The following is a 12,444-nucleotide window of genomic DNA, read 5'->3' as shown; positions in this document are numbered from 1 at the left end:
GCGTCAGTCGAAGACCGCGGCACTCACGCCGCTGGGCCCCTCGTACTCCCGGTCGTCGATCTTCTGCAGCGCGGTGACGACGTCCTCGTCGCCGCCCTTGGCGTGCTCGAGGATCTTCTCCTTCGTCGCCGGGTACTCCATGCCCTTGAGGGCCTTCTGGATGTCGATCGGGCTCACCATGAGGTCCCGCTACCCCCGCCCACGTGCTCCGATGCGCGGATACCGTCGCTCCCGTGGAGGCGGCGACGATCGTGGGGTTGCTGGCCGACCCCACCCGGCTGAAGGTGGTGGCGGCCCTGGCCCTGGGTGCGGGGACGATCGAGGAGGTCGCCGGCGCCTCGGGCCTGGCGCTCAAGGACGTGGCCCTGGCCGCCCGCCGCCTCGGCCGCGCCGGGCTGGTGCGCCGGGACGGACACGTGCTCGAGCTGCTGACCGACCGCTTCGGCGCCGCCGCCCGCGCCGCGGCCGCCTCCGCGCCGCCGCCGGAGCCGCTCTCGGACGACCCCGCCGAGTCCGCGGTCCTCGCCGCGTTCATCCGCGACGGCCGACTGACCACCATCCCGGCGCAGCAGAGCAAGCGGCGGGTGGTGCTCGAGCACGTGGTGCGGGTGTTCGAGGTCGGCGTGCGCTATCCCGAGCGCGAGGTCAACGCCCTGCTCGCCGTCTGGCACCCCGACACCGCGGCGCTGCGCCGCTACCTGGTCGACGAGGGGCTGCTCTCCCGCGAGGCCGGGCTGTACTGGCGCTCCGGCGGCTGGGTCGACGTCGACCCGTAGTCCTCCGGCCGACGCTCGTGCTCTGCCCACCCGTGTGGGCAGAGCACGACTACTCGCGAGACAGGTGCCCGGCCGCGGCCCACACTGCGCACGTGCCCGACGCCGACGACTTCCGCGCGCTCGCCCGGTCCTCGCCGTGGCGCTGGACGACGTTGCGCTTCACCGAGCGCCGGCGGCACGGGAGCACGTGGTCCGGGCCGGTCCGCGCGTGGCTGTGGCGGCCCGACCTGCTGCGGGTCGAGGACGCCGACGGGCACCTGCTCGAGGTCATCCGTGAGCGGTCGTCCGTGAGCGGCGTCCTCGGCAGTGGTCCCTGGGACCCGCCCCCGCCGGTGACCGGGCCGGTGCTGCGGCCCGACGGGCTCGTCGCCGTCCGGCCCGACGGGCTGCAGGCTGACGACCCGATGTGGCAGGACTACCGCTGGGTCGCGGAGCTCGACCCCGCCGAGCTGGCCGACGGCCTCGACGACGGCGCCCCGCTGGTCATCGAGGGCGTCCGGGAGGTCGAGCACGCCGGCCGGGCGGCCTGGGAGGCGCTCGTCGTGCCGACCGGGGCCTACGAGCCGCGCTGCGGGTGCTGCCCGCTGCTGCGCAGCCGCCGGGTCGACGAGCTCGAGTGGGGCAGCGTCCCCGAGGGGCGGGAGTACCCCAGCGCGTCGTTCGTCCGGCTCGACGTGCGTACCGGCGTGTGCGTGTGGGCCGAGGCGCTCGACGGCACCTTCGCCGGGGACACCCACGACCTGCGCATCGAGGCCGTCGACGAGCCGATGGCCGACGACCTCTTCCCGCGCCCTCGGCGTCAGGGTGCGGTCTCCGGCGGGTCGCGCACACCCGAGGAGTACCTGGAGCGCCGGCGGCGCCGGAGGGGCCGGGACTAGGACAGCCGGACGGTCCCGTCGGCGTCGACCGACCAGCCGGGGTTGTGCCCGATCTCCCAGACGACGCCGTTCGGGTCGCGCACGAGGGCGTGGAACACGCCGCCGAAGGCGCCCTCCTCCGGCGCGGTCAGCACCGTGCCGCCGGCGGCCGCCATGCGGTCGGTCAGTGCGGTGACCGCGTCGCGGTCGGCGACGTTGTGCGCCAGCGTCACGCCCGACACCGCCGGCCGCGCCGGGCCGGTGCCGAGGTCCTGCGCGAACTGCGCCGCCTCGAAGAACGCCAGCACCGTCCCGGGCGCCACCTGGAAGAAGACGATCTCGCCGGGCACGTCGAGCAGCGGCGTCCAGTCGAGGCCGTCGACGTAGAACCGCCGGGCGGCGTCGAGGTCGGCGGTGGACAGGGTGAGGAAGTGGACCTGCTGTTCCACGGGGTCTCCAGGGGTTCGTCGGGGCAGACTCGGGGACGTGGGCGGGCACCGGGAGGAGCGCGGCGCGCGCCGGTGCGGTGCTCTGGCGGGTCACGGCCGGCCCGGGCCACCGGGTGCTGCCCGACGGTGCGGTCGACCTGCTCTGGTGGCGCGAGCGGCTGGTGGTGGCCGGTCCGGACACCCGGGCCGTGCTCGTCGACGCCGAGCCGGGGGAGGAGGTGGCCGGGCTGCGGCTGCCGCCCGGCGCGGTCGCCGAGGTGCTGGGCGTGCCGGCCTCCGAGCTCGTCGACACCCGTCCCGAGCTCGCCGGCCTGGTCGGGCACCGCGCCGCCGACCCCGGCCGTCCGCCCGCCGACGTCGGTGAGCTGCTCGAGCGCGTCCTCGTCGGGTTGTGGCGGCGCGCCGACCCCGACCTCGCCGCGCTGCGCCTGGCCGCCGCCGTCGACCGCCGGCTCGCGGCCGGGATGCCGGTGGCCGCCGTCGCGACCGGGCTCGGCCTCCCGCTGCGCACCCTGCACCGGGTGGCCCTGCGGGCGTTCGGCCACGCGCCCCAGACCCTGGCCCGCATCCGCCGGGTCCAGCGGGCGCTCGACCTGGCCCGCCGCGGCACGCCGCTGGCCCGGGTGGCCGTGGACGCCGGCTACACCGACCAGGCGCACCTCACCCGCGAGGTGACCCGCTTCGCCGGGCTGCCACCCCGCCGGCTGCTCCGCTCCTGACGCCGCCCGCACGCCTCCACCCTGTCCGGGCCGGAGGCGCGGCGTCTTGTACGGATCGGCCGCCCGCTCAGTAGCCGGGGCCGACCTGGCCGACGGCGTCGAGCAGCCGCCGCACGCTGGCCAGCCGCTCGGCGCGGCCGGGCGGTCCGCCGGCGGCCCAGGCGTCGAGCGCGCAGTCGGGGTCCTCGGCGGAGTGCCCGCACCCGGGCGGGCAGTCGGCAGCTGCCTCGGCGAGGTCCTCGAACGCCCCGACGACGTCGTCGGCGGTGACGTGCGCCAGCCCGAGGGAGCGGATGCCGGGGGTGTCGACGATCGTCCCGCCGCCGGGCAGGTCGAACAGCACCGCCGACGACGACGTGTGCCGCCCCTTGCCCACCTTGCTGACGTCGCCGATGGCCCGGTCGGCGTCGGGTACCAGCCGGTTGACCAGCGTCGACTTGCCGACGCCCGACTGGCCGACGAACACGCTGGTGCGGTCGGTCAGCAGCTCGAGCAGCGGGTCCAGCGGCGTGTCCCGGGACACCGGCACCGCGCCGACGTCCAGCCCGGCGTAGCGGTCCAGCAGCGGCTGCGGGCTGGCCAGGTCGGTCTTGGTCAGGCAGAACAACGGCTCCAGCCCGCCGGCGTAGGCGGCCACCAGGCACCGGTCGAGGAACCCCAGCGCCGGGTCGGGGTCGGCCACCGAGGTGACGACGACGAGCTGCTCGGCGTTGGCGACGACCACCCGCTCGGTCGGGTCGGTGTCGTCGGCGGTGCGCCGCAGCGACGTCACCCGCTCCTCGATGAACACGATCCGGGCCAGCGTGTCCGGGCGGCCGGTGGTGTCGCCGACTAGCCGCACCCGGTCCCCGACGACGACGCCGTGCCGCCCGAGCTCGCGGGCACGCATCGCGGTCACCTCGACCGGGGCGCCGTCGGGACCCTCGACCCGCACCGTCATCCGGCCGCGGTCGACGGCGACCACCAGTCCCGGGACGGCGTCGCCGTGCGCCGGGCGGGTCCGGGTGCGTGGGCGGGAACCGTGCCGGCCCGGCCGGGTCCGGACGTCGTCCTCGTCGGAGCGGCTGTCCAGCCGCCGCGGGCTCAGGAGCCCACCCCCGCGGTCACTCCGGACACGGCGATCCCGAGCATCCCGGCCCAGCGCTCGCGGAAGTCCGGCAGCGTCTTGGTGACCGCCTCGGGTCCGGCCACCCGGACGCCGTCGACGGCCAGGCCGAGGACGGCGGCGGCCATGACCATGCGGTGGTCGTCGTAGGAGTCCAGCAGCGCCGGCCGCAGCGGGCCCGGCTCGACCTCCAGCCCGTCGGGCAGCTGCCGCACCCGCGCGCCGACCGCGGTGAGCACCTCGTCGAGGGCCTGCAGCCGGTCGGTCTCGTGGCCGCGCAGGTGCCCGATGCCGGTGAGCCGCGAGGGACCGTCGGCCAGCGCGCACAGCGCGGCGAGCACCGGCGTCAGCTCCCCGACGTCGCCGAGGTCGGCGACCAGCGGGGAGATCCGGCGGGTGCCGGTGACCTGCAGGCCGTTGGGCGTCCGCTCGACCTCCCCACCCATGGCGGCCAGCAGGCGGTCGAGCTGCGCGCCGGGCTGGGTGGTCACGGCGGGCCAGTCGGGCACGGTGACCCGGCCGCCGGTGATCAGCGCCGCGGCGAGGAACGGGGCGGCGTTGGACAGGTCGGGCTCGACGACCCGGTCCAGCGCGGCGACCGGCCCGGGGGCGACCCGCCACCCGCGGTCGGTGGCGGCCACCTCGACGCCGTGCTCGCGCAGCGCGACGACGGTCATCTCGACGTGCGGCATCGACGGCACCCCGCCGGTCAGCGCCAGGTCGAGGCCGTCGGCGAACCGGGCGGCGGCCAGCAGCAGGCCCGAGACGATCTGCGAGGACTCGCTCGCGTCGACCGTCACCGCTCCGCCGCGCACCGCGCCGGTGCCGTGGACGGTGAACGGCGCCCGGCCGCGGCCGTCGTCGTCGACCTGCACGCCCAGGTCGCGCAGGGCCGCGATGAGCCCGGCGTTGGGGCGCTCGCGCAGCCGCGGGTCGCCGTCGAGCCGGACCGGGCCGTCGGCCAGCGCGGCCACCGGCGGGAGGAAGCGCAGCACGGTCCCCGCGAGCCCGGCGTCGACCTCGGCCGGCCCGCGCAGCTGCCCGGGCGTGACCAGCCAGTCGCCGCCGTCGTCGGCGATGCCGACGCCCAGCGCGCGCAGGCAGGCGGCCATCAGGTCGGTGTCGCGGGCGCGCAACGGCCGTACGACCCGGCTCGGCCCGTCGGCCAGCGCCGCGAGGACCAGCGCCCGCGCGGTGATCGACTTGGAGCCGGGCAGCGGGACGTGCGCCGCGACGGGCGTCGGGCGGTGCGGCGTCGTCCAGACCTGGCTCACGGGTCCATCCTGCCCGTGGCGCCCTGCCCGGCGGACAGCCGCACCGCCCGCACGCTCAGCCGCCGATCGGCCGGTCGGCCTTCTTCACCGGCACCGTGCGGACCAGCCGCCGGTTGGCGAACTCGAACATGGCCAGCTCGGAGAGCTCGCGGCCGTAACCGGACCGCTTCACGCCGCCGAAGGGCAGCTCGGGGGAGGACCCGGTGGGCTGGTTGATCCACACCATGCCGGCCTCGAGCCGGTCGGCCACCGACCGGGCGCGGTCGAGGTCGCTGCTCATGACGGTGGCGCCGAGGCCGAAGTCGCTGTCGTTGGCCAGCGCGACCGCCTCGTCGGCGTCCTTCACCTTGTAGACGACGGCCGCGGGCCCGAACAGCTCCTCGCGGTAGGCCCGCATCTCCGGGGTGACGTCGGTGAGGATGGTGGCCTCGACGAACGCACCCGGCTGGTCGGGGCGCTTACCGCCGGCGACGACGGTGGCGCCCTTGTCGATCGCGTCCTGGATCTGCGCGTGCAGGTCCTGCGCGGCGCGCTCGCTCGACAGCGGCGCCAGCGACGTCGACGGGTCGGACGGGTCGCCGGGGGAGAAGGTCGAGAACGCCTGCTTCAGGCCCTCGACGAAGGGCTCGTAGAGCTCCTCGGTGACGATCAGCCGCTTGGAGGCGGTGCAGGCCTGGCCGGTGTTCTGCATCCGGCCCATGGTCGCGGCCTTCACCGTGGCGCCGAGGTCCTCGGCGTCGAGCACGATGAACGGGTCGCTGCCGCCGAGCTCGAGCACCGACTTCTTGAGGTACTTGCCGGCCAGGGCAGCGACGGCGCTGCCGGCGCGCTCGCTGCCGGTCAGCGTCACGCCCTGGATGCGGGGGTCGGCGATGACCTGCTCGACGTCGTCGATGCGCAGGAAGGTGTTGGTGAAGACGCCCTCGGGGGCGCCGGCGTCGGTGAAGAGCTGCTCGACGGCCACCGCGCACTGCGGGGTGATCTCGGCGTGCTTGAGGATGACGGTGTTGCCCAGCACCAGGTTGGGGCCGGCCACGCGGACCACCTGGTAGAAGGGGTAGTTCCACGGCTCGATGGCCAGCAGGACGCCGATCGGCTGGGTCTCGATGACCGCCTCGCCCTTGCCCATCAGCGGCTGCACGGACGTGGGCTCGAGGAAGCCGGGGCCGTTGTCGGCGTAGTACTTGAGGATCATCGAGCAGAGGTAGAGCTCGCCCGTGGCCTCCTCCTGCCGCTTGCCCATCTCGGTGGTGATGAGCCTGGCGAGGTCGTCGCGGCGCTCGTCCATGAGCTCGGCGGCCCGCCGGACGACGGCCGCGCGCTCCTCGACCGGACGCTGACGCCACTCCTGGTAGGCGGCGTGGGCGCGCTCGACGATGCCGTCGATCGCCTCGGTCGGGGTGAAGTCGAACTCCTTCTCGGTCTCCCCGGTGAAGGGGTTGACCGTCGCGTAGCGCCGCTCGGCGGACTCGCTCGCGGTCTTCGGCTGCTCGTGCGGGGGGTTCTGGGTCGCGGTCACGTGGTGATCCTCGTCTCTGCTCGCTCCTGCATCCACTCCGGGCGTACCCGGCGCCCAGCAGGGCACTCGCACTGTCCCCGGTCCCGCCTAGAGTCGGTCCCGCGGGCCCGTCCGGGGCCGGCCCGACAGCAGCCGGGAGGACCAGCCATGTGCGGTCGCTACGCCGCCAGCCGCCGTCCCGAGGACCTCGTCGTCGAGTTGGAGGCGGTCCCCGCCGAGGGGCAGCAGCCGCTGCCGGCCGACTACAACGTCGCGCCGACCAAGGACGTCCACATCGTCCGGGTGAAGCGGGAGCGCGACCCCGAGGGCCGCCCCACCGGCGCCGGGCACCGCGAGCTGAGGTCCGTCCGCTGGGGCCTGGTGCCCTCGTGGGCCAAGGACGTGTCGATGGGCAACCGGCTGCTCAACGCCCGGGTCGAGTCGCTCACCGAGAAGCCGGCCTTCCGGTCGGCCGCCCGCTCTCGCCGCTGCCTGGTGCCGGCCGACGGCTGGTACGAGTGGCAGAAGAAGCTCGACTCCCCGGGCAAGCAGCCCTTCTTCATCACGCCGGCCGACGGGTCGGTGCTCGCCATGGCCGGCCTCTACGAGGTGTGGGGCAAGGGCGAGGACCGGCTCTACACCTGCACCGTGGTCACCGCGCCCGCCGTCGGGGCGCTCACCGAGATCCACGACCGCATGCCGCTGGTCCTGCCGCCCGAGCGCTGGGCCGACTGGCTCGACCCGGCCCGGGACGACGTCGAGGCGCTGACCGAGCCCACCCCGCCGGCGGTGGTCGAGGGCCTCGAGCTGCGCCCGGTCGCCACCGCGGTCAACAACGTCCGCAACAACGGCGCCGAGCTGGTGGCCCGCGTCGAGGGCACGAGCGCCCCGGCCGACCAGCCCGCGCTCTTCTGAGGAGCCGTCCCCTGAGCGAGCGCGCGTCCGCCGTCGAGCCGACCGACCCGCCCGCCGCGCCACCCCCCGGTGCCGCGCTGCCCGGGTGGGTGGCCGCCGGTGTCACCTTCCTGGCCTCCGGCGCCGTGCTGGTGCTCGAGATCGTCGGGCTGCGGCTCATCGCCCCCTACGTCGGCGTCACGCTGCAGACCAACACCGCCGTCATCGGGTTCGCCCTGGCCGCGATCGCGATCGGGGCGTGGTCCGGGGGAGCGGCGGCCGACCGCCGCGACCCGAGCGCGCTGATCGCGCCGCTGCTGGTCGCCGGCGGCGCGCTGGTGGTCGCCGTCCTGCCGCTGGTGCGCTTCGCCGGCTCGTTCCTCACCGGCGCCGACGCCGGCGGCGTGCTGCTGCTGGCCGCCGTCGCGATCGTGGTGCCGGCGACGCTGCTGTCGGCGGTGCCGCCGATGGTGGTCAAGCTGCAGCTGGCCAGCCTGGCCGACACCGGCTCGGTGGTCGGGAAGCTGTCCGGTATCGGGACGCTCGGCGGCATCGCGGCCACCTTCGTCACCGGGTTCCTGCTCATCGCGGTCTTCCCGAGCAGCGGCATCCTCGTCGGCACCGGGCTGGTCACCGCCGTCGCCGGCGCGGCGGTGTGGGTGCTGCTGCGCCGCCGGTCGCCGGGCGGCGCGGGCCGGGTCCCCGCCGCGCTGCTGCTGCTCGCCGTCGCGGGGTCGCTGCTGGCCGCGGTCGCGCCGACGCCGTGCGAGGAGGAGACGGCCTACCACTGCGCCCGTGTCGTGGCCGATCCCGAGCGGGACACCGGCCGGGTGCTGGTGCTCGACACCCTGCGGCACAGCTACGTCGACCTCGCCGACCCCACGTACCTCGAGTTCGAGTACGTCCGGGCGATCGCCGCGGTCACCGACGTCCTCGCGCCCCCCGGGCAGCCGCTGTCGGCGCTGCACCTGGGCGGCGGCGGTGCGACCGTCCCGCGCTACCTCGCGGAGGTGCGTCCCGGCACGGGGAGTCTGGTGCTGGAGGTCGACCCCGGCGTGGTCGCCATCGACCGCGAGCAGCTGGGCCTGGAGACGTCGGAGGACCTGCAGGTGCGGGTCGGCGACGCGCGGGTCGGGTTGGCCGCCGAGCCCGCCGGCACCCGCGACCTCGTCGTCGGCGACGCCTTCGGCGGGCTGTCGGTGCCCTGGCAGCTGGCCACCGTGGAGGCGCTGCGGCTGGTCGACCGCGCGCTCACCGACGACGGCGTGTACGTCGCCAACCTCATCGACCACCCGCCGCTGGCCTTCGTCCGCGCGGAGCTGGCCACGATGCGCGAGGTCTGGCCGCACGTGCTGCTGCTCGCGCGCGCCCCGGTGCTGGCGGGGGAGGACGGCGGCAACCTGGTGGCCGTCGCGTCGTCCCGGCCGCTGGACGGGGCGCTGCTCGCCGACGCGCTGCTCGCGCAGGACTCCACCTGGCAGGTCGCCTCCGACGAGGAGGTCGCTGCCTTCGCCGGGGACGCGCAGGTCCTCACCGACGACGCCGCGCCGGTCGACCAGCTGCTCACGCCCTATGGCGCCCCGGGCTCCTGAGCCCTCGACCCGGCGTCCGCCCTCACCGCCCCTGCACGCGGCCGCCTCGCTGGTGCCGTCGTGGTGATCATGGAGCTGCGGTGGCGACGCGCGGATCAACCGCGGCGTGTCGTCAACCGCGTCCCGTGATCGTCGGCGCACCCACGGGCGCTCACCGCCCGATCGGGGCGGTGCGGGCGCGGGTCAGGCGCACCAGGTCGGCCGGCGGCAGCTCCACCTGCAGCCCGCGCCGGCCGGCGCTGACCATCACCGTCGCGAAGCCCAGCGCCGACTCGTCGACCACCGTCGGCAGCGCCTTGCGCTGGCCCAGCGGGCTGATCCCGCCGACGACGTAGCCGGTCGTCCGCTCGGCGTCGGCGGGGTCGGCCATCGCCGCCTTCCGCCCGCCGGCGGCGGCGGCCAGGGCCTTGAGGTCCAGGGTGCCGCTGACCGGGACGACGGCGACGGTCAGCGCCCCGTCGACGCGGGTGACCAGCGTCTTGAACACCTGGCGCGGGTCGGCGCCGAGCGCGGCCACCGCCGCCTCCCCGTGGCCCTGGTCGCCGGGGTGCTCGGGGTCGTAGGGGTGCAGCGTGTGTGCCACCCGCGCCTTCTCCAGGGCCCGCACCGCGGGGGTCGCCGCCACGGCCGGGCACTGTATCGGCGGCTCCCGGGCGCCGTCGCCGAGTTCCCCGCCCGGGAATGACCTCCGCCGGGGCCGCGGTTGTACGGGCCGTGAGCAGCACCGTCTCGAACGCCCGCGTACGGGCCCCACGCCGGCGGCCCCCGGGCCGGCCCGACGCCGCGCGACTAGGATCGTCCGATGTGGTCGCCCGCTCCCGGGCGCCGCAGAGAGGACGGCTGGTGCCTGAGGAGTCCGCAGGCGGGAACCCCGCTGTCGAGCCGGTCGTCGGTGCGCCGGTGGAGGTGCCCGAGGCCCGCGAGGGCGGCAGTCGGACCGAGGTCGCCGAGACCCGCGCCGCCCGCGATGCCCGGTTCGAGCGCGACGCGTTGCCCTACCTCGACCAGCTCTACCCGGCCGCGCTGCGGATGACCCGCAACCCCGCCGACGCCGAGGACCTGGTCCAGGAGACCTTCGTCAAGGCCTACTCCGCGTTCCACCAGTTCGCCGAGGGGACCAACCTCAAGGCCTGGCTGTACCGGATCCTGACGAACACCTACATCAACAGCTACCGCAAGAAGCAGCGGCAGCCGCAGCAGTACCCCACCGACCAGGTGCAGGACTGGCAGCTGTACGCCGCCGAGGAGCACAGCTCCAGCGGCCTGCGCTCGGCCGAGATCGAGGCGCTGGACCACCTGCCGGACTCCGACATCAAGGAGGCCCTGCAGCAGCTGCCCGAGGACTTCCGGCTGGCGGTGTACCTCGCCGACGTCGAGGGTTTCGCCTACAAGGAGATCGCCGAGATCATGGGCACGCCCATCGGCACGGTGATGTCCCGGCTGCACCGCGGCCGGCGGGGCCTGCAGAAGCTGCTGGCCGACTACGCCCGTGAGCGCGGCTTCGTCCGCGCCGGAGCCGGGGAGGAGGGGCGGTCGTGAGCGCCGACCACGAGCACGCCTCCTCGTGCGACGACGTCCTGTCGCACGTCTTCGAGTTCCTCGACCACGAGACCGACGACGCCCGCCGCGCGGTCATCGCCGAGCACCTCGAGGACTGTTCCCCGTGTCTGCGGCAGTTCGGCATCGAGCAGGAGTTCAAGGCGCTGGTCCGCCGCCGCTGCGGCGGGGACCCCACGCCGATGGGCCTGCGCGACCGGATCAAGATGCAGCTGACCACCGTCTCCTTCGACGAGGACGGCACCCACGTCAGCGTCGAGCAGGTCAGCACCGAGGTGGTCACCACCCAGTGGTCCGACGAGGCCCAGGCCCCTCAGTAGCACGGCCCCTCAGTAGCACGGTCCCTCAGTAGCACGGGACACCACACACGACGACGCCCCGCCCCGGTCTCCCGGGGCGGGGCGTCGCGTCGTTCAGGCGTTGGGGCGCTTGCCGTGGTTGGCCTTGCTCCCCTTGCGGGAGCGCCGCTTGCGTCCGCGCTTGGACATCGCTGCCCTCCTCTCGTCGTCGGGTCCGGAGTGCTCGAGGTCGTACCCAGCGTCCCACAGGGGGTGGTCGCTCCCCGGCCGGTGGCGTGGGTGCCGGCCCGGGGGGGCACCATGCAGGGAGACCGGGCCCGCGGGGTCCGGCACGGGGACGGGAGGCCGGGGAGCGTGGCCCAGCACGGGATCGAGAGCGTGCTCGTGGCGGGGCGGGGGCCCGCGGCGTGCGCGGTGATCGCGGCCTGCTCCCGCCTCGACGTGAAATCGGTGGCCGTATACTCCGAGGCCGAGCGCTCGGCGCGGCACGTGCGGCTCGCCGACGACGCCGTGCTGCTCGGGCCGGCGTCGGCCGCCGAGTCCTACCTCGCCGTCGACCGGATCGTGGAGGCCGCGCGCCGCAGCGGTGCGCGCGCCGTCCTGCCGGTACCGCCGGCGCTGGCCGGCAACGCCGCGCTGGCCGGCGAGGTGGCCGCCGCGGGGCTGACCTGGGTCGGCCCGCCGGCCGAGGTGCTCGAGCGGCTCGGCGGCGACGGCGTGGAGCCGGCCAGCGAACACGGGCTGCTCGCCGTCGTCACCGAGGACGGCCTGCTCTTCCCGACGGCGGTCGCCCGCGACCGTGCGGCCGGCATCGCCCGGGTGTCCTGGACGCCCGACCCGGTCGGCGACGTGCCGCCGGGCGCCAAGCGACTGGCCGAGGTCGGCTGGCGTGGGCTGGTCACCGTCGGGGTCTCGGAGGACGGCGAGCTGGGGGAGGTCGCGGCCGGCTTCTCCCTCGACATGGCCGTGCTCGAGCGGGCGCACCGGGTGGACGCGGTGGACGTCGCGCTGGCCGCGGCGGCCGGCCGGCGGGCCGCGCGCCGCCGCACCGTCGACGAGCACCCGCCGCGGGCCGCCGTCGCCGTGCAGTTGCGCGCGACGCTGCCTCCCGGGAGGGCCGGCCGGGTGACCGGTGCCCTGCCGTCCGCCGGCCTGCTGCGCGGCGCGACCGGGCAGACCGAGGTGGTCGCGGTCAGCGGCTACGACCCCGGTGACCGGCTCGACGGCTGGTACGACGCCCTGCTGGCCACCGTCAGCGCCGGTGCGGCCGACACGGCCACCGCGGCCCGGGCGGCCGCCTCGGCACTCGCCGGGCTCCCCGACACCGGAGTGCCGCACGACGGCGACGAGGTCTGCGCGGTCCTGCAGCAGCTGGCCGAGGGAGATCCGGCACCGGGCAGCTAGCCGCGGCCCGGCGACCGCGC

15 protein-coding genes are annotated in these 12,444 nt (G+C 75.8%); 8 read left to right on the top strand and 7 right to left on the bottom strand.

Translation table 11 applies throughout. The features are described from left to right. Positions 1 to 3: 3 nt before the first annotated feature. On the bottom strand, positions 4 to 180 hold the full coding sequence (locus tag BM414_RS02895; RefSeq protein ID WP_093577965.1) for a DUF2795 domain-containing protein: 177 nt from the start codon (positions 178 to 180) through the stop codon (positions 4 to 6). Between the two features lie 53 nt (positions 181 to 233). Here BM414_RS02895 and BM414_RS02890 point away from each other — a divergent pair, with 53 nt between their 5' ends. Continuing rightward, the gene (locus tag BM414_RS02890) at positions 234 to 776 is read left to right on the top strand and encodes a DUF2087 domain-containing protein (RefSeq protein ID WP_093577964.1); all 543 of its coding nucleotides are present in this window, start codon (positions 234 to 236) and stop codon (positions 774 to 776) included. A gap of 92 nt (positions 777 to 868) precedes the next feature. Then, positions 869 to 1,654 carry a hypothetical protein gene (locus BM414_RS02885; protein ID WP_175551394.1) on the top strand — a complete coding sequence of 262 codons (786 nt, stop codon included), beginning with the start codon at positions 869 to 871 and terminating at the stop codon, positions 1,652 to 1,654. On the opposite strand, the gene BM414_RS02880 is transcribed toward BM414_RS02885, so the two are convergent. Further along, positions 1,651 to 2,082 (bottom strand): VOC family protein, encoded by a 432-nt coding sequence (locus BM414_RS02880; RefSeq protein WP_093577963.1) that lies wholly within the window; start codon positions 2,080 to 2,082, stop codon positions 1,651 to 1,653. The genes BM414_RS02885 and BM414_RS02880 overlap by 4 nt on opposite strands. Positions 2,083 to 2,159: 77 nt before the next feature. On the opposite strand from BM414_RS02880, the gene BM414_RS02875 reads away from it, so the two are divergent. Then, entirely contained in the window at positions 2,160 to 2,801 is a 642-nt protein-coding gene (locus BM414_RS02875) for a helix-turn-helix domain-containing protein (RefSeq protein ID WP_093577962.1), read from the top strand. Between the two features lie 67 nt (positions 2,802 to 2,868). Here the strand turns inward: BM414_RS02875 and rsgA are convergent, their stop codons facing one another. The 3 genes from rsgA to BM414_RS02860 all read right to left on the bottom strand — a co-directional run bounded on the left by rsgA (position 2,869) and on the right by BM414_RS02860 (position 6,699). Continuing rightward, positions 2,869 to 3,765 (bottom strand): ribosome small subunit-dependent GTPase A, encoded by an 897-nt coding sequence (rsgA, locus tag BM414_RS02870; RefSeq protein ID WP_245784433.1) that lies wholly within the window; start codon positions 3,763 to 3,765, stop codon positions 2,869 to 2,871. A 119-nt stretch (positions 3,766 to 3,884) separates the two neighbouring features. Further along, complete coding sequence (aroA, locus tag BM414_RS02865) at positions 3,885 to 5,180, bottom strand: 3-phosphoshikimate 1-carboxyvinyltransferase (RefSeq protein WP_093577961.1); 1,296 nt, start codon at positions 5,178 to 5,180, stop codon at positions 3,885 to 3,887. A 55-nt stretch (positions 5,181 to 5,235) separates the two neighbouring features. Further along, positions 5,236 to 6,699 carry an NAD-dependent succinate-semialdehyde dehydrogenase gene (locus BM414_RS02860; protein ID WP_093577960.1) on the bottom strand — a complete coding sequence of 488 codons (1,464 nt, stop codon included), beginning with the start codon at positions 6,697 to 6,699 and terminating at the stop codon, positions 5,236 to 5,238. 147 nt (positions 6,700 to 6,846) lie between these two features. On the opposite strand from BM414_RS02860, the gene BM414_RS02855 reads away from it, so the two are divergent. Together BM414_RS02855 and BM414_RS02850 are read left to right on the top strand one after the other, a co-directional pair. Then, entirely contained in the window at positions 6,847 to 7,593 is a 747-nt protein-coding gene (locus tag BM414_RS02855) for an SOS response-associated peptidase (RefSeq protein WP_093577959.1), read from the top strand. Between the two features lie 89 nt (positions 7,594 to 7,682). Continuing rightward, entirely contained in the window at positions 7,683 to 9,164 is a 1,482-nt protein-coding gene (locus BM414_RS02850) for a fused MFS/spermidine synthase (protein ID WP_245784432.1), read from the top strand. Positions 9,165 to 9,315: 151 nt separating this feature from the next. On the opposite strand, the gene ybaK is transcribed toward BM414_RS02850, so the two are convergent. After that, on the bottom strand, positions 9,316 to 9,789 hold the full coding sequence (gene ybaK / locus BM414_RS02845; protein WP_093577958.1) for a Cys-tRNA(Pro) deacylase: 474 nt from the start codon (positions 9,787 to 9,789) through the stop codon (positions 9,316 to 9,318). A 218-nt stretch (positions 9,790 to 10,007) separates the two neighbouring features. Between ybaK and BM414_RS02840 the strand changes: the two genes are divergently transcribed. Then, positions 10,008 to 10,703, top strand: a complete 696-nt coding sequence (locus BM414_RS02840; RefSeq protein WP_093577957.1) for a sigma-70 family RNA polymerase sigma factor — start codon at positions 10,008 to 10,010, stop codon at positions 10,701 to 10,703. After that, on the top strand, positions 10,700 to 11,041 hold the full coding sequence (rsrA, locus tag BM414_RS02835; protein ID WP_093577956.1) for a mycothiol system anti-sigma-R factor: 342 nt from the start codon (positions 10,700 to 10,702) through the stop codon (positions 11,039 to 11,041). The genes BM414_RS02840 and rsrA overlap by 4 nt, the downstream gene beginning before the upstream one ends. 93 nt (positions 11,042 to 11,134) lie before the next feature. Here rsrA and BM414_RS31710 read toward each other — a convergent pair whose 3' ends face one another. Further along, on the bottom strand, positions 11,135 to 11,209 hold the full coding sequence (locus tag BM414_RS31710; RefSeq protein ID WP_099459150.1) for a 50S ribosomal protein bL37: 75 nt from the start codon (positions 11,207 to 11,209) through the stop codon (positions 11,135 to 11,137). 111 nt (positions 11,210 to 11,320) lie between these two features. Here BM414_RS31710 and BM414_RS02825 point away from each other — a divergent pair, with 111 nt between their 5' ends. After that, positions 11,321 to 12,424, top strand: a complete 1,104-nt coding sequence (locus BM414_RS02825) for a biotin carboxylase N-terminal domain-containing protein (RefSeq protein ID WP_245784431.1) — start codon at positions 11,321 to 11,323, stop codon at positions 12,422 to 12,424. The last annotated feature ends 20 nt before the right edge of the window (positions 12,425 to 12,444 follow it).

This window comes from Geodermatophilus amargosae (genome assembly GCF_900116515.1).
GTDB lineage: Bacteria > Actinomycetota > Actinomycetes > Mycobacteriales > Geodermatophilaceae > Geodermatophilus > Geodermatophilus amargosae.
Note: the sequence above shows the minus strand (reverse complement) of the source record. Positions and strands in the feature narration are given on the sequence as shown.